The organism is Rhodococcus sp. SJ-3 (assembly GCF_051918125.1).
In the GTDB taxonomy this organism is placed as follows: Bacteria; Actinomycetota; Actinomycetes; order Mycobacteriales; family Mycobacteriaceae; genus Rhodococcus.
The window spans coordinates 3643778-3669827 of sequence record NZ_CM123306.1; the positions used below are offsets into that span (position 1 = coordinate 3643778).

Below are 26050 nucleotides of genomic sequence, written 5' to 3' on the forward strand. Positions count from 1 at the left end.
GTCCCGTCACACCAGTGTGAGCATCGTGCCTCTATGTCCGGTAATGCCCGGTTTTCCGGTGTCCGATACTGTCGCATCCGGTGCAGGAGAGGAGGTGCTGGTGACCGGAACCCAGACCACGCAGCCCGCGCAATCCGCTGCAGAGACGACTCGTTCCGAGGGTGTCGACGTAGATGTACTGGTCGAGGCGTCGGTGAAGGTGCTGCGCGCGTACGGGCGCAATGCCACGGCCGAGCTCGCCTTGGCCAAATCGAAAGCACCCGTGCAGCGCCGCACCGTGGTGGTGGTGGGGGAGGTGCAGCGTGGTAAGAGCGCGCTGGTCAACGCTCTCGTCGAGGAACTCGATGCGTCACCGTCCGCCGTCGAGACCACCACGTCCGCAGCGGTGCGGTTCGTGCCGCCCGACGATCGGCACCCGCCGGGATCCGTCGAACTTCTGTACGCAGATCGAAGTGTGCCGATCTCTCGCGCCGAACTGCCGGACTGGATCACCAGCAATGGTGCGCGCGTCTCCGACCCCACGATCGAAGACCTGCCGACCGGCGCGGTGGTCGCGACCGCGCGGCCCGTCCTTGGCGGAGCCGTCGTCGTGGACACCCCGGGCTCCGGTGGGCTCGTCGCCTCCCACACTGCGCTTGCAACACAGTCGGCACGGCAGGCTTCGGTGCTGGTGATGGTGTGCGACGCGTCCACCCCGCTGACCGAACCCGAGATGACCTTCCTGCGCGATGCGTCCGCGTCCGTCGAATCGGTGGTGGTCGTAGTCACCAAGACCGACAAGAACCTGCGACGCTGGCGCCCCATCGTGGGCGAGAACCGCGCCTTGATCGAGCGCCATCTGCAGCGGCAGATACCGGTGCTGGGCGTGTCGAGCCTGCGTGCGGCACTCGCTGCGCAGATGCCGCCCGGTCACGCACGGGACCGGGCCGAACGAGCGTCGGGCATCGTCGAACTGCGCGCGCAGATCAATGCCCTGCTCGACACGAGAGCAGAGCTTCCCCATGCCGATACGCTCCGTACTCTCCTCGAAGGACTTCGCCGCGTCGAGGAACGGGTCGCCTCGGATATCGCGGTGATCGACGACAACGCCACCGCAACCGCTGATCTCACCGCCGAACGCGACCGCCTGCAGGATTTGAAGAACCGGTCGCAACAGTGGGAGCAGTACCTTGCCCGTGATCTGACGCTCGCCCGCCAGGCCGCGCTCGCCCACCTCGACGAGGAACTCGACCGGATCCGACAGCAGTGGACGACCCGCGTCAACAAGTCGTCCCTGGAAGTGATGCGGCGCAGCGCGCAGAGTTTCACCGCCGACATGCAGACCGATCTGCTCGCGGCGATGGAATCGGCAGCGCAGGTGTTCCTCGAACGCATCGAAGTGATCGTCGCGGAACTGTTCGGCCCGAACTCACCGCAGTGGTCTCAGATCCGCGAACTCGTGTGGGCCGCGATGCAGACCGGCACCGTCAGCTCGGCCGAGGTCGGTTCGAAACGTCAGGGTCTGCTCGACCCGAGCGTGCTGACGATGGGCATGATCGGCACGTCGATGCTCGGCGCGGTCATCGGTGTGGGTGCCGTGGCCGGGGTGGTGTGGGTGGCCGTCAACCTCGGCTACAAGGCGATGCGGACAGGAAAGACCAACCTCCTGAACTGGTTGCGGGAGACGTTGGCCGCGACCCGCACAGGCACCTCGCGCATGCTCGAGTCGGCGTTGTCGGTGGGACGGCCAGAGATCGTGCTGCGCCACCGCGACGACCTGAAGAGTCGTATCGAGGATCTGCAGAGTCAATTGAAGGAAGCGCAGGAAACTGCCAGGCTCGATGCCGCGACACGTGAGAAGACCCTGGAGCGGTTGAAGAAGAACCGGAAAATCGTGCACAACCGGATCGAGGCGATCGAGAAACTGCTGGGATCCCAGACTTCGGGAGTGCAGAGTTGATGCCTCAGGGTGGGAGCCCCCAGCGAGCCGTCGATCCGGTACACGCTCGGATCGAGTCGGCACTGCACTCTCTGGCGAATTTGGGCGGTGATCTACCGTCGCACGCGTCGCGGATCGGCGCGATCCTCTTCTCGCCGCCGCGCATCGTCGTCGTCGGTCGCCTCAAAGCCGGTAAGTCGACACTGGTCAATGCACTGATCGGTGCCCCGCTGGCCGAGACCGCGGCTCTCGAGGCGACCAACGTCGTCACCGTCTACAGCAACGGCGCTCCGTCGCGAGCCGAGGTGGTCAAACTCGACGGCAGTGTCGTCCCGCAGCCGTTGAGTTTCGGGGGGACGGTCGAACCCGCTTTTCCGCCCACCGAAATCGCCTATGTGCAGCGGTTTCTCCCGTCCCAGTCGTTGTCGGACATCACGTTGATCGACACGCCGGGGCTCGCGACGCTGACGGTCGACAATGCCGCCACGACCCGGCGTGCGCTGATCGACGGATACGAGCAGACCCGCACGGCGTCGGTGGATGCAGACGCGGCGATCTTCCTTTTCGATTCCGCACCGCGCGCCGACGAGGTCGATTTCCTGCATCAGCTCGGGTTCACGCCGCTGACGACGCTCGGGGTACTCTCTCGCGCCGACGGTTTCGGGGAGGGGGCACTGGGCCGACGCGACCCGATCCCACACGCCGCGGACCACGCGGCCGTGCTGGCGGCGCAACTACCCGGACTGGTCGGCTCGGTGATTCCCGTTGCGGGTCTGCTCGCGGAGACCAGCCACACGGGCCGACTCACCGAGACCGATGCGCGGGCGTTGCGTTCGCTGGCGGGGCCGCCCGGCCGGGAACTGTTCGACATCATCGACGTGGGTGATCCGATGCCGGTGGACCCATCCACCGTTGAGCGACTGCTCGACCTGGTGGGCGAGTACGGGCTCGTGCACGGACGTCAGGTGGCGACGGGGGGTGCACATGCGTTGGGGACCTGGCTGTCCGAACGATCCGGCATCGGCCGCCTCCGCGAGGTGCTGCACACCTCTCTGCGTGAATACGCGGTGCTGCAACGTGCAGGCCGGATCCTGCGGGAGATCGATTCGCTCGCCTACGCTCATCCCGCACGCGATCACATCCGGTCGATCGCGTACGCCCTGGAGAACGATCCGGCGCTGACGCCGGTGTTGTTGTTGCGGGCGCTGCGGGCACTGTTGCGGGCAGATCCGTCCGCGGCGCTGGTTGCGGAACTGGTAGACCTGCTGCGCGGCCGGACGTTCGCCGAGCGGTTGCGTCTGCCACCCTCGGCGCCTGCGGGCGCCATCCGTGACGCAGCGGCGCAGCGGCTCGCAGCGGTCCAGCAGCGCACGTTGACCGCGTCCACTGCAGCCGAGGATGCAGCTCTGACGGTGCTCACGCGGGCCTATACCACCATCTGGCGGACCCATAGTTGATTTCGGAATCGGATAGGGCATGATGTCGGACGAAACGGTGTGGTCGTAGAGGGGGTTCGTTGTCCGGCTGGATGCTGTCGATCGACTTCGGTGCGTCGAATACGGTTGCTGCGCATACCAATCCGATACGCGGTACCGTCGAGTCGCTGATCGTCGATGATGCGGTCCGGCCCATCGAGGTGGTGTACGAGCGGACCCTCGCCGCACATCACGGACAACGTCCGAAGGTCGTGGTCCTCACGCATCCGGACGCCTGGTCGGAGCAGCAGATCCGGACGCTCGCCGACGCCGGGGCGCGGGCGGGCATCGATGCGCGCACGATCATGACGGTCTCCGAGGCTCGGGCCACCGTCGAGTACTGCACCCAGGGCCGGACTCTACGAGACGGGACGGTGTACGCGGTCTGCGACCTCGGCGGCACCTCGCTGGATACGGCCGTGGTTGTCGTGACCGAGACCGGGAGATTCGAGGTGGTAGCAGCCCGAGGCGACGACACTCTCGGCGGCCGCACCCTCGACGCGGCCGTGCGCAGGTGGGCGGAAGGCGTGTTCACCACGCGCGAACCGGGATTCGCTGCGCAACTGCAGCAGGCGCCGCTGGGTGTGCACCGGGAGTTCGACGAGCAGGCGCGACGCGCGAAAGAGGTACTGACGTACGAGCCGACGGCCACGATCGCTGTGACGCTCGACGGTACCGAATACGCCGCGACTCTGACTCGCGAGGAATTCGACGCTGCGATCACACCCCACATCGACCGTGTGGTCGAGACCATGTGGGGCACCTTGACCGATGCCCGGCTCGGGGTAGGGGATCTCGACGTTCTGTGCGCGACCGGAGGATCTGCGCGAATTCCCCTGTTACGTAACAGGCTGGCGCACCTCGGCCCTCTCGCGACCCCGAGCGATCCCGCGGTGGTGGCAGAGGGGGCGCTGATCTTGGCCGAGAACAGCAGGCGGAGCTTGCGCGCCCGCGCGATCGGCTGGATCCGACCCGTGGGGATCGTGGTGGCAAGTGCCCTGATCGTGGCGGGGGTCACCGTTGCCGCTGTGCGGGGGCTGCCGGAGAATTCCTCGGCTCGGGGGGACGGGACTGCCCCGGTGAGCACGGAGACGATGGTCGTCGACGACGGCTGGTCGTAGTCTTCGGTTCGGCCGATGTTCGTCGGCCGGGAACATTTGCGGTTGTCGCTGCATCTCATTGTCGTAAGCAGGTGAGCAGCGAGAATCGAGGACAAGATGGCAGAGAATCCTTACGGTGTCGGACCGGGATCCAGTTCGGAGCAGGGCCCGGTCCCGAACCCGGCACTCGGCGAGGGCGCGGTCGACCGTGACGGCGACGGAGTTGCCGACACCCTGTACGTCGACCTCGACGGTGACGGGCGTATCGATGGTGCACTGTTCGATCACAACGAGGACGGCGTGATCGACGAAGGTGACTTCGACATGGACGGCGACGGTATCGTCGACACCGTGATGGTCGACGTCGATGGCGATGGAGTGGCCGACGTCATGGGCGTCGACTACGACCAGGACGGATATGCCGACGAGGTCTACACACTCGAATCCGACACCGGGTCGGCGGAGTCCACCGACTCGACCGGCCTGATGTGACCGACTCCGGGAAGGGGACGCGATGAGCGACTCGGATGTCTCCCTGTGGGAGGCCTTGGGATTGTCACCCGACAGTGCTCTCGAACCGGTGCCCGACGACGTGTGGGACGGTGCTGTGGGGGCAGCGGTGGATCCCGATGCGGTGATCGTCGACTCCGGACTCGTGCCGGACGACGCATCTGCGGTCGCCGGCGACGACATCGTTCTCGACGATGACGAAATCGTTCTCGACGGTACCGATTCCGCCCCGGAAGACGAGACCTCCGATGCGTACAGCGATCCCGGAACCGACCTGGACGAGCCGGTCTCCGGTGGACTGGACGGGCTCGACCTGGGATGGTGATGCTCGGCCGAGGTCGGGGACGGTAATCTACCGCCACGACATGGGGGTATGAATGGACGACGACGAGCTGATCGCGCAGTGCCGAGCAGGCGACACCGCAGCGTTCGGTGAGCTGGTGGGTGCCTATCGAACCCGGACCTGGGCGGTGTGTCTCCAGATCACCGGCAACCGGCACGACGCCGAAGATGCGCTGCAGGACGCATTGACTGCGGCATGGCAGAACCTGGACAAGTTCCGGGGCGCCGCCAAGTTCAGCACGTGGCTGCATCGCATCGCGGCGAACGCGGCTCTGGCGACCGTGCGTCGTCGCCGCGAGGTGATGGTCGACGAGATCGATCTGGGTGTGAGTTCCGAGTCGCCGGTAGCCGACCGCGTCGTCGACGTGGACGCGGTGCGCCGCGCGCTCGCAGACCTGCCGGACGAATATCGCACCGCGGTGGTGCTCCGTGAATACGCGCAGCTCAGCTATGCCGAGATCGCGGAGCATCAGGGGATCGGGGTGCAGACCGTCAAGAGCCGGATCAATCGTGCGCGCACCCGTCTGGTGGAGGCCCTCGCTCCCGCGGTGTGACCGTCGCCGGTGCGCGATGCTCCTTGACCCGAGGGCCTTGACTCAAGGGATGAACCGAAGTTCAATACTTGATGTGGCCTATCGGCGTACTCCCGCAGTGCAGCAACGACTCGACGCCCAACGCGACTCCATCGCGGCCGCGGCGGTCGCGTTGTTGACCGAACACGGGTACCAGGGGTTGTCCATCGCAGCCGTCGCCGAGCGAGCCGGGGTCGCCACCGGTACCGTCTACCGGCATTTCACGGACAAATCCGATCTCATGGTCCGTGTCTTCCGTGAACAGTGCGGTCGCGAGGTCGCCGCGGTCAGCGCCGTCGCCACCACCGGAACGGCCGCCGAACGTATCGCGCGTGTCATCGAGACGTTCGCCTCCCGCGCATTGCGGAAACCGACCCTGGCATACGCCCTGCTCGCGGAACCGGTCGACGCCGCCGTCGACGCCGAGCGACTCCAATTCCGTCGTGCGTTCGCCGCCTCGTTCGCCGATGCGATCCGACTCGGTGTCACCACCGGCGAACTACCCCCGCAGAACCCCGGGCTCGTAGCCGCAGCCCTCGTCGGGGCCGTCGGTGAAGTCCTCACCGGCCCCCTCAGCGTCGGTGAGGCGGCCGCCACCACCATTCCCGACCTTGTCACCCTCGGTCTGCGCGCGGCAGGATGCGACCCGGCCCTCGACCGGCACGAAGGAGTTCCGTCATGACATTCCCGGCCACCCACGAAGTGTTCAATCAGGTACCCGATCTCGTGCCCTATCAGGCGGCCGACGACCGAACGCTGCTCGAAGGGCTGCGCCGCGAGGGCGCATCCTGGGCCGAAGACGAGGTCCGTGAACTCGGTGTGCGCGCCGGTGGTGTCGAGGCGCAGGAATGGGGCAGGCTCGCCAACGAGTACCCGCCCGTGTTGCACACCCACGACCGCTACGGAAACCGGGTGGACGAGGTCGAATTCCATCCGCACTGGCACGACCTGATGACCGTCGCCGTCGAACACGGCCTGCACGGCGCACCCTGGCGTGATCCTCGTCCGGGCGCGCACGTCGCCCGCGCCGCCAAGTTCTACGTGTGGGGACAGGCCGAGGCCGGGCACATGTGCCCCATCTCCATGACCTACGCCGCGATCCCCGCGCTCCGGCACAACCCGGAGCTCGCGGCGATCTACGAGCCGCTCCTCGCGGCACCCCACTACGACTTCGGCCTGCGCGAACCGTCGTCCAAGCGCGGCCTGATCGCAGGCATGTCGATGACCGAGAAGCAGGGCGGCTCCGACGTCCGTGCCAACACGACGACGGCGACACCCAACGCCGACGGCAGCTACACGATCGTCGGCCACAAGTGGTTCACCTCGGCTCCGATGTCCGACGTATTCCTGACCCTGGCCAATACGGAGACCGGCTCGTCGTGCTTCCTGCTGCCGCGGGTCCTGCCCGACGGCATCCGCAATCGCATCCATATCCAGCGTCTGAAGGACAAGCTCGGCAACAGATCGAACGCGTCGTCCGAGATCGAATACCAGGGTGCGATCGGATGGCTCGTGGGGCCGGAAGGGCGCGGCGTCAACACGATCATCGAGATGGTGAACATGACCAGGCTCGACTGCGTCATCGGCTCGTCGACCGGAATGCGGGCGGCCACGCTACGCGCCGTGCATCATGCGCGTCACCGTAAGGCGTTCGGTGCGTTGCTCATCGATCAGCCGCTCATGCGCAACGTCCTCGCCGATCTCGTCGTCGAATCCGAGGCGGCGACCACGATGATGATGAGGCTCGCCGGAGCGACCGACCGCGCGAGCGGTGACGAACAGGAAGCGGCGCTGCGCCGGATCGCACTCGCGGTCACCAAGTACTGGGTGTGCAAGCGCGCCCCCGCGCACAGTGCCGAAGCCCTCGAATGCCTCGGCGGCAACGGCTATGCCGAGGAATCGGGTATGCCGCGGCTCTACCGGGAAGCACCGCTCATGTCCATCTGGGAGGGCTCGGGCAACGTCGCAGCTCTCGACGCGCTTCGCGCGATGGTCAAGCAACCCGGCAGCGTCGACGCGTTCTTCTCCGAAGTACGACTGGCCGAAGGCGCCGACAGCCGGCTCGACGACGCGATCTCACGCCTCGGCAAGGAACTCGCCGACATCGAGAACATCGAATATCGAGCCCGGCGCATCGTCGAACTCATGGCACTGGTGCTGCAGGGAGCTCAACTGGTGCGGCACGGGCACCCCGCGGTGGCCGATGCGTTCTGCGCGAGCAGGCTCGATTCCGATTGGGGAATCGCACTGGGCACTCTGCCCACAGGGGTTGACACCGAAGGAATTCTGTCTCGAATCTGACCACGGCCGGGATCTGTTTCGGCACCTGACCGGCGCGAATATTCGAGGCATACTGGAGACCAACGTCCCAGAAACGATTGCGGGTGGTGCCCGTCATGATCAGCAGCACACAGTGGCGGGGGTGGGGGGACGACGTCGCGGTGGCAGTCACAGAATGCGCAGCACTCGGTGAAGCCGAAGAACTCGTGCGGTCGGTTGTCGAGGAATCGGCGGCCGCATGCGACCTCCGACGCGGCGACGCGGAGATTCATACGGTGAACCTGGCGCAGGGCACACCGGTGCGGGTGAGCCCGAGACTGGCGGCACTCCTGCGGTCTGCACTGTGGGCTGCGCGGATGACGGACGGCGCGGTCGATCCCGTCGCGGGCGACGACGCGAGACTCGACGAGAAATCCGTGCCGCCGATCCATCCGATCCCGCGCTACCTCGACGTGCAGCTCGACGACGAGACAGTGCTCGCACCGTGGGGTGCGAGCCTCGACATCACCGCTACCGCGCACGCCGACGTCACCGACAGGGCGGCGACGCTGGTCGCGACCGTCCTCGAATGCGGGGTGCTGGTGCAGATGGGCGCCACGATTGCGACCGCGGGGCACTGCCCCGCGGGCGGGTGGCAGGTGTCGCTGCCCGACCACGGGATCGTCGAGCTGCCTGCTGGTGCCGCGATGAGTTCGCGGACGTCGGCCGCCGGCGAGCAACGATGGGGCACGATCACCGTCATCGCAGCGGACGCAGTGTGGGCCGATGCCGCCGCGGCGACGGCGCTGCATCGGGGTATCGGAGCGATATCGTGGCTCGAGCAGTACGAACTGGCGGGCCGCCTCATCGATTCGAGAGGCCGGGTCCACACGACGTCGACGTGGTCGGATCCACGTGCGGCCTGAGCACTGTCAACTCTTGCGCATGCGGTGATACGTCCGGATCAGGGCGTCGGTGGACGCGTCGCCCGCCGAGATCGTGTCCTCGCTCTCCAACGCAGGTTGTAGTGCCGTGGCCTGGACCTTCCCCAACTCGACACCCCACTGGTCGAACGAATCGATGCCCCACACCACCCCCTGTACGAACACCTGGTGCTCGTACAGCGCGATGAGCTGGCCGAGCGTGGACGGCGACAACTGCGGTGCGAGGATCGTCGTCGACGGCCGGTTTCCGGGCATAACCTTGTGCGCCACCAGCTCGTCCGCGGTGCCTTCGGCGCGGATCTGTTCCGCAGATTTCCCGAACGCCAGCACCTTCGATTGCGCAAGCATGTTCGCCATCAGGGTCGCCTGCATCGACCCTGTGCCGTCGCGGCCCGGGAGGTCCACCAGTGCCCGCGCGAACCCGATGAAGTCGGCGGGCACCAGGTGCGTGCCCTGGTGCAGTAGCTGATAGAACGCGTGCTGCCCGTTGGTGCCCGGTTCGCCCCAGAAGATCTCACCGGTCGGGTAGTCGACGGCAGACCCGTCGATCCGCACCGACTTGCCGTTCGACTCCATCGTCAGCTGCTGTAGGTATGCCGGAAACCGCACCAGGTCATTGGCATACGGCAGCACCGCCCGCGACTGGGCGCCGAGGAAACTCGTGTACCACACACCCAGCATCCCGAGCAGAATCGGAGCGTTCTGCGGTAGCGGGGCCGTGCGGAAATGAGTGTCCATCGTGTGGAAGCCGGCCAGGAATTCCGCGAACCGATCGCGGCCGATCGCGCACATCACGGACAGCCCGATCGCCGAATCCACCGAGTACCGGCCCCCGACCCAATCCCAGAACCCGAACATGTTCGCCGGATCTATCCCGAACTCGACGACCCGTTCACGGTGCGTCGAGACTGCCACGAAATGCGACGCCACCGCATCGCCTCCGAGCGCAGCAACCAGCCAGCGTCGCGCGGCCGTGGCGTTCGAGAGGGTTTCGAGTGTCGAGAAGGTCTTCGATGCCACCACGAACAGCGTGGACGCGGGATCGAGTCCGGTGAGCACTGCCGTCAGATCAGCCGGGTCCACATTCGACACGAACCGCACCTCGGGGCCGTCGGCGTAGTGGCGCATCGCGCGGGTGACCATCACCGGCCCCAGGTCGGAGCCGCCGATACCGATGTTGACGACCGTCGCGATCTTCTCTCCCGTAGCGCCACGCCACGCGCCCGAACGCACCCGATCGGTGAACTCACCCATCGCGCTCAGCACTTCGTGTACCTGTGCGGTCACGTCCTCACCGTCGACGACCAGCGACGAATCGCGGGGAAGCCGCAGTGCAGTGTGCAGGACGGAGCGGTCCTCGGTGACGTTGATGCGCTCCCCGGCGAACATTGCGTCCCGTCGGTCTTCGACCCGCGCTGCTCGCACGAGACCGAGCAACAACTCCAGGGTTCGCTCGGTTACCAGGTGCTTGCTGTAGTCGATCGACAGCTCGCCCGCGGATGTGCACATTCGCGTGGCACGCTGAGGGTCCTGCTCGAAGAGATCCCGCAGGTGTATCGACTCGACCTCCGCCCGATGCGCGGCGAGTTCCTGCCATTCGACAGTGGAGGTGATGTCGATCATGCGAGAAGACTATCTCTCACCTGCGGTTACTGCTGGGTTGATGACGAACCGTGTCCTACCGAGCACTATGAGGAAATGGACACCGCAGAGTTGATCCGTTCCGTTCCCACAGACCTGTTCCTCGGTGGCCGCTGGGTGCCCGCCGAAAACCACACCGTCTTTGCCGTCCACGACCCCGCCACCGGCGACGAACTGACCCGAGTGGCGGATGCCTCGCCCGGCGACGCCGCCACAGCCCTCGATGCGGCGGTGGCTGCAGGGCCCGACTGGGCGGCGACCCCTCCGCGGCAGCGCGGCGAGATCCTGCGGAGTGCCTTCGAGAAGGTCACTGCCCGCGCCGACGACTTCGCACACCTCATGTCGCTCGAGATGGGTAAAGCACTACCCGAGAGCCGATCCGAAGTCGCCTACGGCGCCGAGTTCCTGCGGTGGTTCTCCGAGGAAGCCGTCCGCATCCCCGGCCGCTACACCCAGGCGCCGGCCGGGACCGGACGTATTCTCGTCACCAAGCAGCCGGTGGGTCCGTGCCTCGCGATCACCCCGTGGAACTTCCCACTTGCGATGGGCACCCGCAAGATCGGTCCCGCCTTCGCTGCCGGCTGCACCATGCTCGTCAAACCCGCCTCCGAGACCCCGCTGACGTTGCTGCTGCTCGCAGAGATCTTCGCCGAAGCAGGACTGCCCGAGGGCGTGCTGTCCGTGCTCCCGACATCCCACGCGAGCGCTGTCACCGGGCCACTCCTCGAAGATCCACGGCTGAGGAAGCTCACCTTCACCGGATCGACCGGGGTGGGTCGCGCGCTCGCCGAAACCGCAGGCCGCTCACTGCTTCGCACATCACTCGAACTCGGCGGCAACGCGCCGTTCCTGGTGTTCGAGGACGCCGACCTCGACGACGCCGTCGATGGCGCAGTGGCCGCGAAACTGCGCAACGGCGGCGAAGCCTGCACGGCAGCGAACCGATTCCACGTCGCGAACTCCGTGAAGGAAGAATTCGTCACCAGGCTGGCCGAACGGATGTCGACATACCGCATGGGCCCAGGCACCCACCCGGACACGACACTCGGACCCCTGATCAACGAAGCCCAGCGAAACACCGTGGTCGAACTCGTCGACGACGCCATCTCGGCCGGTGCACGAGTGCGCCTCGGCGGACAGGTGCCGGACGGGCCGGGATGGTTCTATCCCGCGACGGTGATCGACGACGTACCGCAGCGGGCCCGCATCCTGCGCGAGGAAGTGTTCGGTCCGGTGGCCGCGATCAGCGGATTCGACACCGAGGACGAAGCGATCGCCGCGGCGAATGCCACCGAGTACGGATTGGCGGCTTACGCCTTCACCAAGGACCTCGACCGGGCGTTGCGCCTGTCGGATGCGATCGAGTCGGGCATCCTGGGCGTCAATCGGGGAGTGGTCTCCGACGTCGCGGCGCCGTTCGGTGGCGTCAAGGACTCAGGCCTCGGTCGGGAAGGCGGCAGTGAAGGGATCGAGGAGTACCTCGACACGAAGTACATCGCCTTGCAGTGACCGACGGCTCGGGGCGCCTGCTAGTGGCCGAGGCGTCCCCGGCCGAGGCGCAGAAGCAGCATCGCCAGGGTGTGACCTTCCTGCCCGAGCTCGCTGAAGCGCTCGAGTACTTTCATCTCGCGGCTGTGGACGAGTCTGGTGCCACCGGAAGCCATGCGAGTGCGGCCGATCAGACGGGACACCTCGGCGCGACGCTTGACTGCGGCCAGAATCTCCGCGTCGAGGCGGTCGATCTCCTGGCGGAGCTTGTCGATCTCGGCCTCGGAGGTGGGCACGGGGTCGGCTGCGGCACCGTTCGGGGTGGCGGCACCGCCGGTCAGGGAAGCGTCGATGTTCGTACTCATGTCGTCTCCTCGAGTCAGCTCTGGAATCGTCCGGGAATCGGGGGCTGTTACCCGGATCGGGAAACGTCGGTGGTCGAGACGCGGAACCGACCGTGTGCGCGCAGCTCGGCCGAACGAAGGACACATGACATGGCGTCCAGTTTGCCACCCGTACACCGAGCGGCCAAGTCGGATTCGATGTCCGACCCGTCCGGTAGTTTTAGAGGACGATGAACACTCCTGCAGCGCTCGCCCATTCGCTCCCCGCTTCCGACGCCCTTCTCGAGGGCCTCAATCCGCAACAGCGGGAAGCGGTCACCCACGAGGGGGCTCCGCTGCTCATCGTCGCGGGAGCGGGTTCGGGCAAAACCGCTGTGCTCACCCGCCGTATCGCATATCTGCTTGCCGAGCGCGGTGTCACCCCCGGGCAGGTGCTCGCCATCACCTTCACCAACAAGGCCGCGGCCGAGATGCGCGAGCGTGTGGCGGGGCTCGTCGGGCCGCGTGCGCATTCGATGTGGGTTTCGACGTTCCATTCGAGCTGCGTGCGGATCCTGCGTGCGCAATCCGCGTTGCTGACCGGCATGAACTCCAATTTCACGATCTACGACTCCGACGATTCCCGTCGTCTGCTGACGATGATTGCCAAGGATCTCGAGCTCGACACCAAGAAGTACTCCGCCAGGCTGCTCGCCACCCAGATCTCGAACCTGAAGAACGAGCTGATAGGCCCTGAGGAAGCCGCCGCGACCGCAAGTTCCGATCCCGCTCCGCTCCCGAAGATCGTCGCGAGTGTGTACGCGCAGTATCAGAAGCGGTTGCGTGCGGCCAATGCATTCGACTTCGACGACCTCATCGGCGAGACGGTCGCACTTCTGCAGGCTCATCCGCAGGTCACCGAGTATTACCGCCGTCGCTTCCGTCACGTTCTCGTCGACGAATACCAGGACACCAACCACGCGCAATACGTGCTCGTGCGTACCCTCGTCGGCGACCCTGACGAACCGGGCGATGTCCCGCCGAGCGAGCTGTGCGTGGTGGGAGACGCCGACCAGTCGATCTACGCGTTCCGCGGCGCGACGATTCGCAACATAGAGGAGTTCGAGCGCGACTATCCCCAGGCGCGCACCATTCTGCTGGAGCAGAACTACCGTTCGACACAGAACATCCTGTCGGCCGCGAACGCCGTCATCTCCCGCAATACCGGCCGACGGGAGAAGCGACTGTGGACCGACGCGGGAACGGGTGAGGCGATCACCGGCTACGTGGCCGACAACGAGCACGACGAAGCCCGGTTCGTCGCCTCCGAAATCGACCGGCTGGTCGACACCGGCGAGGTCAAGTACTCCGATATCGCCGTGTTCTACCGCACCAACAATGCTTCCCGGCCTTTCGAAGACGTGTTCATCCGTCACGGTGTGCCCTACAAGGTGGTCGGGGGAGTGCGGTTCTACGAGCGTAAGGAAGTGCGCGACGCCGTCGCGTACCTCAAGGCTCTCGACAATCCCCACGACACGGTGAGCCTGCGCCGTATCCTCAATACCCCGCGCCGTGGCATCGGTGATCGTGCCGAGGCGTGTGTCGCCGTCCACGCAGAACGGTACGGCGTGAGTTTCGGGCAGGCGCTGCTCGATGCCGCTGAGGGCAATGTCGCGCTGTTGAACACGCGTGCGCAGAAGGCAATTGCGGGTTTTGTCGGCATGCTCGACGACTTGCGAACGATGTTGAGCGAGACCGACGCCGACGGAAATGACGCGGTCGACATCGGCGACGTGGTCGAGGCGATCATCGAACGCAGCGGTTACCGTGCCGAACTTGCCGCCAGCGACGACCCTCAGGACGGCACCCGCCTCGACAACTTGCACGAACTGGTCAGTGTGGCAAGAGAGTTCAGCTCGGATGCCCGCAACGCTGCCGGGGTGGTCGATCCTGAACTCGAGGAGGGCGAACCCGCGCCCGGCTCTCTGGCCGCATTCCTCGAGAAGGTGTCGCTGGTCGCGGATGCAGATCAGCTTCCCGACAACGACGACGGCGTCGTCACGCTCATGACACTGCACACCGCGAAGGGGCTGGAGTTCCCGGTGGTGTTCGTAACCGGTTGGGAAGACGGTCAGTTCCCGCACATGCGTGCGCTCGGCGACCCGGCCGAACTGTCCGAGGAGCGACGCCTCGCGTACGTGGGTATCACCCGCGCGCGTCGTCGTCTCTACCTGTCGCGCGCGATACTGCGCTCGGCGTGGGGGCAGCCGGTGACCAACCCGGAATCGCGTTTCTTGCAAGAGGTTCCGCAGGAGCTCGTCGATTGGCGTCGGGCCGATCCAGGTCCGGCGCGTGGGCAGTCCATCGGGTCGGGTACCGGATCTCGCTTCTCCGCCGGCGAATCACGTTCGGCGACTCCGAGTTTCGGAGCGGCGCGAGGGCGCAACAATCATCTGGTGCTTGCCGTGGGCGACCGCGTCACACACGACAAGTACGGTCTGGGGACGGTGCTCGAAACCAAGGGATCCGGGCCCACCGCGACGGTGGTCATCGATTTCGGAAGCGCAGGTAAGGTGCGGCTGATGCTGGTCGGCGGTGTGCCGATGACCAAGCTCTGAGGAAAGTGGCGGCGCCGCGCCAGCGGGGGAAATCACGCGGAGTGGCGACGCGGTGGCGCTTTCCGTAAGCGCCGGAGTGTTCTGCTCAGTCGGCGTTCTGGCCGAGGGAGATGCCTCGTGTGGCGAGCCACGGCAACGGGTCGATCTTGTCGACGCCGCCGAGGTGAACCTCGAAGTGCAGGTGCGGGCCGGTGGAGAATCCGCGGTTGCCCATGGTGGCGATCTGATCGCCCGCCATGACCTTCTGACCGACGGTGACGAGCGATTCGTTGATATGCCCGTACACGGTGACCGTGCCGTCTGCGTGGAGCAGGCGAACCCACATGCCGAATCCCTGGGCCGGACCGGAGTCGATGACCTCGCCGTCGGCGACCGCGAGGATTGGGGTGCCGATCGGGCCTGCGATGTCGACACCCGCGTGCAGGGTGCCCCACCGGGCTCCGAAATTCGAGGTGAACGCGCCGACGGCAGGCAGTACGAACAGGGGACGGCGGGCGGCTTCTTCGCGTGCTGCCCGCTCCTCGCTGAAACGCTGGCCCTTGGCGAGCAGGTTGGAGAACTGCGACAGATCGTTGGGATCTGCAATGTTGAGAACCTGGGGTGCCTGTGACGGCGCTGCGCCGTTGCTCGCAGAATCGGAGGCGAACTGGGCTGCCTGCGGCACGGCCGTCGCGGTGAGGGTGTTCGCGTTCGAGGTGTCGGCGGCGAGTGCGATCTCGGAGGTCTCGGGGCTCGAACCGGAAGTGCTGGTCGCGGCCTGTCCTGCGGCGACGACGGCACCGGCGGCGACCGCAAAGACGGCTGCGCGACCCTTGAGTGCGGTGGGGGGAGTGGGGATGCGGTGGGCACCCGTACGCGGCGCGGGGGAGTTGACGTTCTCGACCGGCTCGCTGCCGTAGTAGGTGGGTTGTGCCTTACCGGTGTTGCGGAAGTCGGTATCGCCGAAGTGCTGGGTATCGGACGAACTCCAGGGGTCCCAGGCGTCGTCGGGGGTGGTGGAGCGGCGAGCGGGGCTGCCGGTGATCTGGCTGCCTGGACGCATGCCGTCCTCCTTCGTCGTGACCTCATCGTTACTCGAGCTGGAGGTGACGGTAACGAAACGGTCGCGTAGGTGGCAAGCCGTATGTCCGAAGCGGGCGCTTATGTGACTGGCATCACAGGTTGGACCTGGGTGGATCCGGTCATTCCCCCCAGGTCACGAATTCAAACCTTCGATGAGTGCGGAGATTGCGAATGTGATCGTCGGGTGTCCTGCATGCCTGTGCGCGCGATCACCGGAACCCGCTCCGGGTGCCGGTCGCCATGCGGTCTCGGTCACCTGTCATCCTGGTTCAGGTGGTCCTCTCGGGTGTCGTACAGCTGCCTTCCCGGAGGTAACCCCCGTGAGGTAATACGAGGCCTGCGGAGCCCGTGATGTGTGCCACAGAGTGCGGGCGCAGTCGTTTCGTAGGTCGTCCGAGAAACTAGAGTCCGAAATCGGCCCGCTCAATACCCCCGAGCGGGCGAGAACGCAGACGAGACGGTGAGCAGATGGATCTCTTCGAATACCAGGCGAAGGAACTCTTCGCCAAGCATGACGTGCCGACATCGGCCGGCCGTGTGACCGACACCGTCGCCGGTGCCCGCGAGATCGCCGAGGAAATCGGCAAGCCCGTGATGGTCAAGGCGCAGGTCAAGGTCGGTGGCCGTGGTAAGGCCGGCGGCGTGAAGTACTCCGCGACCGCAGACGACGCGCAGACCCACGCCGAGAACATTCTCGGCCTCGACATCAAGGGTCATATCGTCAAGAAGCTGCTGGTTGCAGAGGCGAGCGAGATTGCGGAGGAGTACTACATCTCCTTCCTGCTCGACCGCACCAACCGCACCTACCTGGCGATGTGCTCGGTCGAGGGTGGCATGGAGATCGAAGAGGTCGCCGCCACGAAGCCCGACCGCCTGGCGAAGATCGCCGTCGACGCCGTCAAGGGCGTCGACCTCGCGTTCGCGCGCGAGATCGCAGAGAAGGGCCACCTGCCCGCCGAGGTTCTCGATGCCGCGGCTGTGACCATCCAGAAGCTGTGGGAGGTCTTCATCAAGGAGGACGCTCTCCTCGTCGAGGTCAACCCCCTCGTCCGTACGCCCGACGACCAGATCCTCGCCCTCGACGGCAAGGTCACCCTGGATGCGAACGCCGACTTCCGTCAGCCCGGCCACGCCGAGTTCGAGGACAAGGACGCGACGGATCCGCTCGAGCTCAAGGCCAAGGAGAACGACCTCAACTACGTCAAGCTCGACGGCGAGGTCGGAATCATCGGCAACGGCGCAGGTCTGGTCATGTCGACCCTGGACGTCGTCGCCTACGCAGGCGAGAAGCACGGCGGCGTCAAGCCGGCCAACTTCCTCGACATCGGCGGCGGCGCCTCCGCTGCAGTCATGGCTGCCGGACTCGACGTCATTCTGAACGACGCGCAGGTCAAGAGCGTGTTCGTGAACGTCTTCGGTGGCATCACCGCGTGTGACGCGGTCGCCAACGGCATCGTCGGTGCACTGAAGACCCTGGGCGACGAGGCCAACAAGCCGCTCGTCGTGCGCCTGGACGGCAACAACGTCGACGAGGGTCGGCGCATCCTCGCCGAGGCCGCTCACCCGCTGGTCACGGTCGTCGCAACCATGGACGAGGCTGCCGACAAGGCTGCCGAGCTCGCCTTCGCCGCGAAGTAAGGGACACACAGAACAATGGCAATCTTCCTGACCAAGGATTCCAAGGTCATCGTCCAGGGCATCACCGGCGGCGAGGGCACCAAGCACACCGCACTGATGCTCAAGGCAGGCACCCAGGTCGTCGGTGGCGTGAACGCCCGCAAGGCAGGCACCACGGTCTCGCACACGGACAAGGACGGCAACGCCGTCGAGCTGCCCGTCTTCGGCACCGTCGCGGAGGCCATGAAGGAGACCGGCGCGGACGTCTCGATCGCGTTCGTTCCCCCGGCCTTCTCCAAGGACGCCATCGTCGAGGCCATCGACGCCGAGATCCCGCTGCTCGTCGTCATCACCGAGGGCATCCCGGTGCAGGACTCCGCGTACGCGTGGGCCTACAACGTCGAAAAGGGCAACAAGACCCGGATCATCGGCCCCAACTGCCCCGGCATCATCACCCCCGGTGAGGCGCTCGTCGGCATCACCCCGGCGAACATCGCGGGCAAGGGCCCGGTCGGCCTGGTTTCGAAGTCCGGCACCCTGACCTACCAGATGATGTTCGAGCTCCGTGAGTACGGCTTCTCGACCGCCATCGGCATCGGCGGCGACCCGGTCATCGGCACCACCCACATCGACGCCATCGAGGCGTTCGAGAAGGATCCCCAGACCAAGGTCATCGTGATGATCGGCGAGATCGGTGGCGACGCCGAAGAGCGCGCAGCCGACTACATCAAGGCCAACGTCACGAAGCCGGTCGTCGGCTATGTTGCGGGCTTCACCGCTCCCGAAGGCAAGACGATGGGCCACGCAGGCGCCATCGTCTCCGGCTCGTCGGGCACGGCGCAGGCCAAGAAGGACGCTCTCGAAGCTGCAGGCGTCAAGGTCGGCAAGACGCCGTCCGAGACCGCTGCACTCGCGCGCGAGATCCTCGCATCGCTCTGAGCTGGTAGCGCCTGAGCAGATTCACCGCGGCGCCCACCCGGACCATACAGCCGGGGGGCGCCGCGTGCTCGTTCTCCGGTGAGTGCCGCTCCTACCGGTCGATCCACTCCGTGCCTGCCGGTTCGAGCTCGCCTGCACCCGAGGTCAGCGAAGCCACCAGGCCTTCGAGCTCGGCCGCATCGCCCGCCACCGTGAATTCCACCCGGTCGGTGTAGACGACGTCGAGCACTGCCACGCCCCGTCCGCGCAGTTCTGCTTCGAGTCGCCCGGCGTCGGCATGCCCGACATCGAAGGTGAACCGCTCACGTTTTTGTCGTTCGACGAGTGCGGCGGTGTCCAGCGCCGTCGACACCGCCCCGGAGTAAGCGCGCACCAGACCTCCCGCGCCGAGTTTGATACCGCCGAACCAGCGCGTGACCACCACGACAATGTTCACGAGGTCGCGGTGGTGCAGCACCTGCAGTATCGGGACGCCGGCTGTGCCGCCGGGCTCGCCGTCGTCGCTCGACCGTTCCGCCCGTTGCGCCTGGTCGTCGCCCACGACGAATGCCCAGCAATGGTGACGGGCATCCGGATACAGACGACGTTGTTCCTCCACGAAACCGGCGGCGTCGCCGGTCGAGTCGACCCGCCGCAGCGCGGCGAGGAAGCGCGAATGCTTCACCTCCGTTTCCACGACGACATCGGATCCGAGCGCGAGTGTGTGCGGCATGGCCACCATTCTGGCGTCGGGTGCATAGGGTGGTGATCAGCGACCGACTACTGCAGGAGGATCGATGTCATACCCCAGCGGCCCATCCGTCCAGAGCAAGGTTGTGCCGTTGCTGTTACCGATCGGCGTGGCGGTGCTCGGCGTCGTGAGTTTCATCGTCGGGCTCGCCCCGTACGTGAGGATCACGTTCGGCTCGTTCGTGTCGTTGTCGTCGTTCGACTTCGGGTTTGCGGTCGTGCCGCTGGCGTTTCTGCTTTTCGGCGGTGGTTGCGCGGCGCTGTCCTTGCTGCCCGGCCAGGATCTACGTGCTATAGCGGTCGTCGCGTCGGGGGTCGGATTCGTGACGTCGCTGTTCCAGCTGTTCCACCTGCCTCAGGACACCGGCATCGCCTGGGGCGGTGTGACGATTCTCGTCCTCGGTCTCCTGCAGACGGCGCTTGCGGTGTTCGCGCTGCTCTTCGGTATCGGCGTGCTGGTGCCGGGGCAGCGATCTGCCCCGCAGGGCGTGTACGGGCAGGGCTTCCAGTCGCAGTCCTTCCAGCAAGGTGCACCCCAGCAGGGCCAGCAATCTCCGGCGGGCCAGTTCGGCGCGCAATCTCCCGGGCAGGGATACGGCACCCAGGGATACGGCGCTCAGGGATACGGCAGTCAGGGGATTGGAGCTCAACAGTTCGGAGCTCAGCAGTTCGGGGCCCAGCAACAGCAGTTCGGTGCGCAACAGGGCGGTCAGACCCAGTACCCGGGGATGCAGCACTACCCGGGCCGGCAGGACACCTTTTCGGGGCAGACACCCGGGCAGGCTCCCTACAGCGAGTACCTGCAGCCCTACGTGGCGGCACAGCGCGAGGCAGGGCAGTCCCACGACCCGGGGCAGTCCCACGACCCGACCCGGTCGCAGGAGGCCGAGCCCGAACAGGCCCGCGAGACCGAGTCGAGTACGTCCCCTGCGGCCGAGAACCCTGTGGCCGAGAACACCCAGGATGCGCCGACTCAGGTGTTCCGCGCGCCCGACGACCAGCGGTGACCGGCGCGCCTGACGCAGTCGGCCGAACGACGGTGCAACCATCGAGGTGATGACTTCGACGCTAGGCCGGCCAGTTCGGCACACACCTTCCGATGACGAGCACATCGACTCGGAGCGCTTCCGGATCCTGATCGCAGCGGCGGCGCGTGTCCCCGCGGTGACGATCGCCTTCGTCGCGACCGTCGTGGTGATCACAATGGTCGTGGCGAACAGCGATCTGACAGGGATCTACGCGGCGATCGCCGGCACATGGCTGGCACTGCACCAGGTGACCCTGTCGATCGACGACACGTCGCTCGGCGTGCTCCCATTGCTGCCCACGGGGCTGATCGTGTGGCAGGCGGCGCGGGCGAGTGCCTCCGCCGTGGATTCGACCATCGACCACACCGAACAGAATCTGACGCTGCAGGATGCGGCGCGGATCGTTGTCGCAACCCTCGCGGGCCCGATGATCGTGACCGTGATCGCCCTGGTCGTGATGCAGGACGCCGCGGGAGTGCTCCCGGTGACGACCCCCAATGCTGCCGCTGCCCTCTCCTGGGTGAACGGCCTGTATCTCCTGGCCGCCGTGTTGGGGATCGGTTCCCGGACGTGGCGCGTGGTGTGCAGGAGGTACGAAGTCCCCGAGTGGCTCGTCCTGTCGGTGCGCCCGGCAGTGCGAGCGCTCCTGAGCATGTTCGCGATAGGCGGTGTCCTCACGCTGGTGGGCATGGCGTTGTCGTGGACCACCATGGGCGACCTGCTCGAGCGTGGCGAGGGAGTCGTCGGTGTCCTCGGTCTGACGGTGCTGTCGGTTCTCTATCTCCCCAACGTCTTCTTGGGTGCCTCGTCGATCCTTGCCGGTAGCACCGTGCAGTTCGGTGACGTCCGATTGAGCCTGTTCGAGGCGAGCGGCGGCGACTTGCCTGCGCTGCCCGTCCTCGCCGCGATTCCCGCCGGTCCTGCAGCTGCGTTCTGGCCGGTGATGCTTGCGGTTCCCGCGACCGTCGGGGCGCTCGCGGGCCGGTTCGTGGCGCACCGTGTCCTGCAGGCGCAGGCCGATGGCCTCCCGGTGCGCAGTTCCGACGCGTCGCTGACGCTTCTCGCGGCCGCCGCGCAGACCGGCGTCGCGATCGCGCTGCTGACCTGGGCTGCAGGTGGTCCGCTCGGGATCTTCGGGATCGTGGGGAGCAATTGGTGGCTCACGGGTGTTCTGGTGTTCGCGTGGGTCGGGCTGCTCGGGCTGATCACCGCGCAGTTGCTGATGTGGCGCGAAGGCAAGTTCGCGGCAGCGCAGGTGGCCGAGGACGAGTACGACGACTACGAAGACGAGTACGACGACCTCGATGGTGACGACGGGGACGACCAGGTCAAGGCGATCGAGGGCCCCGGTGCGGATACTGCGGATGACGGCGAGGAGGCCGCCGATCCCGAAGATGTCGAGGAGCCGGCCACCGAAGACGACGACACCGAAGACGCAGGCACCGAAGACGCAGGCACCGAAGACGAAGTCCTCGAAGCTCGGGATACCGACGGCGAAGCCGAGGACTCCGACGACCCGAACGTCACCGACCCGAATGTCATCGACGCAGAAGTCGTCGACCTCGAAGACGAGGAGTCGGACGCGCACGAGGAGGTCGAAGAAAAGCGTGGGAAGGAAGGCGACTAGTCTCTGAGGCGGCCGCCTTTCCGGCCTGCCCCCTCGAGTTCCAGGAGTACAGCGCTGACTGCCTCGCGTGACCAGCTGCCGCCCACCGCGCCCGCGCGGATCGTCGTCCTCGCTTCGGGCACGGGAAGTCTTCTGCGTTCGCTCATCGACGCGACTTTCACCGACGACTACCCTGCGCGGATCGTTGCCGTCGGAGTCGACCGCGAGTGCGCTGCGCAAGAGCATGCCGCTGCTGCCGATATCCCACACTTCAAAGCGAGCTTGCGCGACTACACCGACCGCGGCGAGTGGGATCGCGCCCTCACGGAGGCCGTCGCGAAACACGAACCCGACCTCATCGTCACCGCAGGGTTCATGAAGATCCTCGGCGCCGCTTTCCTCGGACGTTTCGGGGGGCGCATCATCAACACGCATCCCGCTCTGCTGCCGTCGTTCCCCGGTGCGCACGCTGTGCCCGACGCGCTGGCCTACGGCGTGAGGGTTTCGGGGTCGACCGTGCACCTCGTCGACGGTGGCGTCGACACCGGTCCGATTCTTGCGCAGGAAACCGTGCCGGTCCTCGACGGCGACGATGAGGCTGCCTTGCACGAACGCATCAAGATTGTGGAACGACGCTTGCTGGTCGACGTTGTCGCCGCCGTCGCGACCCGTGGAGTTGTATCCGATGGACGAAAGGCCGTGATCCCCAGTGACCGAACGTAAGACTGTGCGCCGCGCACTGGTCAGCGTCTACGACAAGAGCGGACTGGTCGAGCTGGCGAGTGGGCTGCACGACGCGGGCGTCGAACTGGTGTCCACCGGCTCCACCGCCGCGACGATCGCCGGTGCAGGCGTGCCCGTGACCCGGGTCGAGGAGCTCACCGGGTTCCCCGAATGTCTCGAAGGCCGCGTCAAGACGCTGCACCCGCGCGTACACGCAGGCATCCTCGCGGACACGCGCAAGCAGGACCACCTCGACCAGATCGCCGATCTCGGTATCGAGGCGTTCGAGCTGGTGATCGTCAACCTGTATCCGTTCACGCAGACCGTGGCCTCGGGCGCGACTCCCGACGAGTGCGTCGAGCAGATCGATATCGGTGGCCCGTCCATGGTGCGTGCTGCGGCGAAGAACCACCCGTCGGTCGCGGTGGTTGTCGACCCCGCCGGCTACGGTGACGTCCTCGAGTCCGTCAAGGGCGGCGGGTTCACGCTGGCCCAGCGCAAGCGTCTTGCGGCGCAGGCCTTCCAGCACACCGCTGCATACGACGTCGCGGTTGCGAGCTGGATGAACGCCGGCTACGCGAACGGGGCGAGCGAAGCGACGGGAAATGCCGCCGCGACCGATGAGGTCATCGCAGAGGGCGGCGACTCGCAGTTCCCTGCGTGGGCAGGTGCGACATGGGTCCGCGCGAATGTCCTGCGCTACGGCGAGAACCCGCATCAGGCCGCTGCGCTGTATGTGTCCGAGGACGGCGAGCCGGGTCTGGCGCAGGCCGAGCAGTTCCACGGCAAGGAAATGTCGTACAACAACTACCAGGACGCCGATGCTGCGTGGCGCGCTGCGCACGACCACAGCGAGCCGTGCGTCGCGATCATCAAGCATGCCAATCCGTGTGGCATCGCGATCGCCGACGATATCGCCGCCGCCCACCGCAATGCGCACGAGTGCGACCCGGTGTCGGCGTACGGTGGCGTGATCGCCGCGAACCGTGAGGTGAGCGTGAAGATGGCCGAGCAGGTCGCCGAGATCTTCACCGAGGTGATCATCGCCCCCGCGTACGCGGACGGTGCCGTCGAGGTGCTCTCCCGAAAGAAGAACATCCGCATCCTGCGCGCGGATTCGCCGAAGACCGCACAGATCGAGATGCGTCAGATCTCCGGCGGATTGCTTCTGCAGGAGCGCGACGCGCTCACCGCTGACGGAGATGCGCCCGCCAACTGGCAGCTCGCGTGCGGAGATCCGGCCGACGAGGCGACACTGCGCGATCTCGAGTTCGCGTGGCGCACGGTTCGTGCCGTCAAGTCCAACGCGATCCTGCTGGTGTCCGGCGGGGCGACCGTCGGTGTCGGTATGGGCCAGGTCAACCGGGTCGATTCGTCTCGCCTCGCGGTGGCCCGCGCCGGGGACCGTGTCGTCGGCTCCGTCGCAGCGTCCGACGCGTTCTTCCCGTTCGCGGACGGTCTGCAGGTGCTGACCGAGGCGGGCGTCAAGGCTGTGGTGCAGCCGGGCGGCTCAGTGCGCGACAGCGATGTCATCGAGGCTGCTCGCGAAGCAGGCATCACGCTGTACTTGACGGGTGCCCGCCACTTCGCGCACTGATGTTGCGTTGAGAGAGTATTTCTCGCAGGGCTACCGCCCACTCGCAGTTGCTGTTTCAGGCAGCGTGCGGGTGGGCGGTGTGCTGTGCGGGAGCATCTGCGTCGAGGACGCCGCGATCGTCGGCGATGACGAGGCGGGCGGCACCGCGATCGAGCAGCTTACGGATGAGATCGGCAGCTTCTGCGGCTTTTTCTGCATCGACGTGGCTGAGATCGATCGTGATGGCGTGGCCTGTCAGATCGTCGGGCAGGGTTTTCGGGATCTCGCCGGTAGGGGAGAGTCGGAATTTCATGGTGTTCTCCTGTTGGAAGGGAAAGAAAAAGGCACCCGGGGCGATGTGCCCGGGTGCCGAGAGCGGAGTCGTCGAGGACTCTATTCTCGGGGTTGCCGCGGGGCTACGTGGAAGTGGAAGTAGGCGAACGGTACGAAGCGGCGCTTGCAGAACTGATACTGACGTTGCATCGGACCGTACCTTTCTTGTGTGCTCCAGCGGGTTAACGGCAAACCATACACGATTTACACGTAAGCGACATCCAAAATTCCCCGCGCGGTCGCGGGCCTCTGGTCAGAGCGATTTGATCCACTTCTCGAAACCGCTGGTGAACTCCTCGGAGTACGGCAGATCGGCGACGTAGTCGGAGCCGGTGGACTGCTGCTCGCCGATGTCCTTGAGGACGTGGTTGGTGCGTTGCATGCGCAGCGACGTCAAGCGGGTGTGCACCAGCGCGGAATCGAGCGCGTCGACGTCCTCGATCCGGACCTGAATGTCTTTCGACGAGACGGTCGTGAGGACGGGAAGATTGCCGTCGATCTGCGCGGCGAGCATCCGGGGATCGAGTGCGTCCTCTTCTGCGAGGGCTTTCGCGTTGGCCGAGACGAGACCGGCGTTGCGGAGCGGTTCGGGCAGGTCGTCACTCAAGGTACCGTCGGCGCGGAGCGACTCGACCGCACCGGCGAGCGCGAGACGCAGTTGATCGGCGATCTGCACGGGCAGCTGCCGTGCAGACACCACCGCGTCGAGCTGGGCATCGATTTGGGCGGTGAGCAGATCGAGCAGGCGCACGGCCAGCGGCTCGAGGAGACCGAGGCCCTTGATGTCGATGTCGGTGCGAGCGTTGTTCTGCGCGAGCGACAGGGCGATCAGTGCTCCCTCGCTGTGCCCGATGACGTACATCCGCGAGGAATCCACGCCGCGTTGCTTTGCGAGAAAGGCCAGGGCGTCGGCGGCGGCTTCGATGAACGTCGAGAACCCGAGATCGGCGACGTCCTCGACGTCGTAGGGGCCGAGGCCCGTGGTGCCGCTGCCGAGCTTGTCGTAGCGCAAGCTTGCGAATCCGTTGTCTTCGAGGACGTCGGCGAGGTGCCGGAGAGTGCCGATCTTCCCCGGGAGCAGGGCGCTGTCGCCGTTGCGATCGGTGGGGCCGCTGCCCGCGAGCAACAGCACCGCCGGCACCGCTCCCTTGATCGAGACGGGAATGCGCATGCTGCCGTGCAGGGTCACATCGCCGCTGGAAAAGGTGATCTCGGTGTCCGACATGTCATTTGTCTATCAGAAGGGC

At 66.2% G+C, this 26050-nt stretch carries 24 protein-coding genes; 17 read left to right on the forward strand and 7 right to left on the reverse strand.

Features of this window, described 5'->3' with window-relative positions:
* The first annotated feature begins 100 nt into the window (after positions 1 to 100).
* The 9 genes from ACTDXD_RS16950 (at position 101) to ACTDXD_RS16990 (ending at position 9102) form a co-directional block, all read left to right on the forward strand.
* Positions 101 to 1939, forward strand: coding sequence for a dynamin family protein (locus ACTDXD_RS16950; protein WP_440123473.1), 1839 nt, complete (start codon positions 101 to 103; stop codon positions 1937 to 1939).
* Entirely contained in the window at positions 1939 to 3375 is a 1437-nt protein-coding gene (locus ACTDXD_RS16955; protein WP_440123474.1) for a GTPase, read from the forward strand. The genes ACTDXD_RS16950 and ACTDXD_RS16955 overlap by 1 nt, the downstream gene beginning before the upstream one ends.
* Positions 3376 to 3434: 59 nt before the next feature.
* On the forward strand, positions 3435 to 4514 hold the full coding sequence (locus tag ACTDXD_RS16960; RefSeq protein WP_440123475.1) for an Hsp70 family protein: 1080 nt from the start codon (positions 3435 to 3437) through the stop codon (positions 4512 to 4514).
* Between the two features lie 96 nt (positions 4515 to 4610).
* Entirely contained in the window at positions 4611 to 4985 is a 375-nt protein-coding gene (locus ACTDXD_RS16965) for a hypothetical protein (RefSeq protein WP_440123476.1), read from the forward strand.
* A 22-nt stretch (positions 4986 to 5007) separates the two neighbouring features.
* On the forward strand, positions 5008 to 5328 hold the full coding sequence (locus ACTDXD_RS16970; protein ID WP_440123477.1) for a hypothetical protein: 321 nt from the start codon (positions 5008 to 5010) through the stop codon (positions 5326 to 5328).
* 52 nt (positions 5329 to 5380) lie between these two features.
* A complete protein-coding gene (locus ACTDXD_RS16975; RefSeq protein ID WP_440123478.1) occupies positions 5381 to 5899 on the forward strand; it encodes an RNA polymerase sigma factor in 519 nt (172 codons plus the stop codon).
* 73 nt (positions 5900 to 5972) lie between these two features.
* The gene (locus tag ACTDXD_RS16980; RefSeq protein ID WP_440123479.1) at positions 5973 to 6599 is read left to right on the forward strand and encodes a TetR/AcrR family transcriptional regulator; all 627 of its coding nucleotides are present in this window, start codon (positions 5973 to 5975) and stop codon (positions 6597 to 6599) included.
* Positions 6596 to 8218, forward strand: coding sequence for an acyl-CoA dehydrogenase family protein (locus tag ACTDXD_RS16985; protein ID WP_440123480.1), 1623 nt, complete (start codon positions 6596 to 6598; stop codon positions 8216 to 8218). Before ACTDXD_RS16980 ends, ACTDXD_RS16985 begins: the two co-directional genes overlap by 4 nt.
* A 95-nt stretch (positions 8219 to 8313) precedes the next feature.
* Positions 8314 to 9102: an FAD:protein FMN transferase gene (locus ACTDXD_RS16990; protein ID WP_440123481.1), complete on the forward strand. Its 789-nt coding sequence runs from the start codon at positions 8314 to 8316 to the stop codon at positions 9100 to 9102.
* A gap of 6 nt (positions 9103 to 9108) precedes the next feature.
* On the opposite strand, the gene pgi is transcribed toward ACTDXD_RS16990, so the two are convergent.
* Positions 9109 to 10743: a glucose-6-phosphate isomerase gene (gene pgi / locus ACTDXD_RS16995; protein WP_440123482.1), complete on the reverse strand. Its 1635-nt coding sequence runs from the start codon at positions 10741 to 10743 to the stop codon at positions 9109 to 9111.
* Between the two features lie 75 nt (positions 10744 to 10818).
* Between pgi and ACTDXD_RS17000 the strand changes: the two genes are divergently transcribed.
* Positions 10819 to 12270 carry an NAD-dependent succinate-semialdehyde dehydrogenase gene (locus tag ACTDXD_RS17000; RefSeq protein ID WP_440123483.1) on the forward strand — a complete coding sequence of 484 codons (1452 nt, stop codon included), beginning with the start codon at positions 10819 to 10821 and terminating at the stop codon, positions 12268 to 12270.
* Positions 12271 to 12290: 20 nt separating this feature from the next.
* On the opposite strand, the gene ACTDXD_RS17005 is transcribed toward ACTDXD_RS17000, so the two are convergent.
* The gene (locus tag ACTDXD_RS17005; protein ID WP_440123484.1) at positions 12291 to 12614 is read right to left on the reverse strand and encodes a chorismate mutase; all 324 of its coding nucleotides are present in this window, start codon (positions 12612 to 12614) and stop codon (positions 12291 to 12293) included.
* Positions 12615 to 12823: 209 nt separating this feature from the next.
* Between ACTDXD_RS17005 and pcrA the strand changes: the two genes are divergently transcribed.
* Positions 12824 to 15190, forward strand: coding sequence for a DNA helicase PcrA (pcrA, locus tag ACTDXD_RS17010; RefSeq protein ID WP_440123485.1), 2367 nt, complete (start codon positions 12824 to 12826; stop codon positions 15188 to 15190).
* 85 nt (positions 15191 to 15275) lie between these two features.
* Here the strand turns inward: pcrA and ACTDXD_RS17015 are convergent, their stop codons facing one another.
* On the reverse strand, positions 15276 to 16232 hold the full coding sequence (locus ACTDXD_RS17015) for a M23 family metallopeptidase (RefSeq protein WP_440123486.1): 957 nt from the start codon (positions 16230 to 16232) through the stop codon (positions 15276 to 15278).
* A 488-nt stretch (positions 16233 to 16720) separates the two neighbouring features.
* Here ACTDXD_RS17015 and sucC point away from each other — a divergent pair, with 488 nt between their 5' ends.
* On the forward strand, positions 16721 to 17890 hold the full coding sequence (gene sucC, locus ACTDXD_RS17020; protein WP_440123487.1) for an ADP-forming succinate--CoA ligase subunit beta: 1170 nt from the start codon (positions 16721 to 16723) through the stop codon (positions 17888 to 17890).
* A gap of 15 nt (positions 17891 to 17905) precedes the next feature.
* A complete protein-coding gene (sucD, locus tag ACTDXD_RS17025; protein WP_440123488.1) occupies positions 17906 to 18808 on the forward strand; it encodes a succinate--CoA ligase subunit alpha in 903 nt (300 codons plus the stop codon).
* 91 nt (positions 18809 to 18899) lie between these two features.
* On the opposite strand, the gene ACTDXD_RS17030 is transcribed toward sucD, so the two are convergent.
* Complete coding sequence (locus ACTDXD_RS17030) at positions 18900 to 19520, reverse strand: IMPACT family protein (protein WP_440123489.1); 621 nt, start codon at positions 19518 to 19520, stop codon at positions 18900 to 18902.
* A 64-nt stretch (positions 19521 to 19584) separates the two neighbouring features.
* Between ACTDXD_RS17030 and ACTDXD_RS17035 the strand changes: the two genes are divergently transcribed.
* On the forward strand, positions 19585 to 20544 hold the full coding sequence (locus ACTDXD_RS17035; protein ID WP_440123490.1) for a DUF5336 domain-containing protein: 960 nt from the start codon (positions 19585 to 19587) through the stop codon (positions 20542 to 20544).
* Between the two features lie 49 nt (positions 20545 to 20593).
* On the forward strand, positions 20594 to 22192 hold the full coding sequence (locus ACTDXD_RS17040; protein WP_440123491.1) for a cell division protein PerM: 1599 nt from the start codon (positions 20594 to 20596) through the stop codon (positions 22190 to 22192).
* Here the strand turns inward: ACTDXD_RS17040 and ACTDXD_RS17045 are convergent.
* Complete coding sequence (locus ACTDXD_RS17045) at positions 22189 to 22338, reverse strand: hypothetical protein (protein ID WP_440123492.1); 150 nt, start codon at positions 22336 to 22338, stop codon at positions 22189 to 22191. The two genes, ACTDXD_RS17040 and ACTDXD_RS17045, sit on opposite strands and share 4 nt — an antisense overlap.
* Between ACTDXD_RS17045 and purN the strand changes: the two genes are divergently transcribed.
* Both purN and purH read left to right on the forward strand, forming a co-directional pair.
* Positions 22268 to 22894 (forward strand): phosphoribosylglycinamide formyltransferase, encoded by a 627-nt coding sequence (purN, locus tag ACTDXD_RS17050; RefSeq protein ID WP_440127674.1) that lies wholly within the window; start codon positions 22268 to 22270, stop codon positions 22892 to 22894. The two genes, ACTDXD_RS17045 and purN, sit on opposite strands and share 71 nt — an antisense overlap.
* The gene (gene purH, locus ACTDXD_RS17055) at positions 22881 to 24491 is read left to right on the forward strand and encodes a bifunctional phosphoribosylaminoimidazolecarboxamide formyltransferase/IMP cyclohydrolase (protein WP_440123493.1); all 1611 of its coding nucleotides are present in this window, start codon (positions 22881 to 22883) and stop codon (positions 24489 to 24491) included. The genes purN and purH overlap by 14 nt, the downstream gene beginning before the upstream one ends.
* A gap of 55 nt (positions 24492 to 24546) precedes the next feature.
* Here the strand turns inward: purH and ACTDXD_RS17060 are convergent, their stop codons facing one another.
* On the reverse strand, positions 24547 to 24783 hold the full coding sequence (locus ACTDXD_RS17060; protein ID WP_440123494.1) for a hypothetical protein: 237 nt from the start codon (positions 24781 to 24783) through the stop codon (positions 24547 to 24549).
* Between the two features lie 273 nt (positions 24784 to 25056).
* Complete coding sequence (locus ACTDXD_RS17065; protein WP_440123495.1) at positions 25057 to 26028, reverse strand: alpha/beta hydrolase; 972 nt, start codon at positions 26026 to 26028, stop codon at positions 25057 to 25059.
* Between the last annotated feature and the right edge of the window lie 22 nt (positions 26029 to 26050).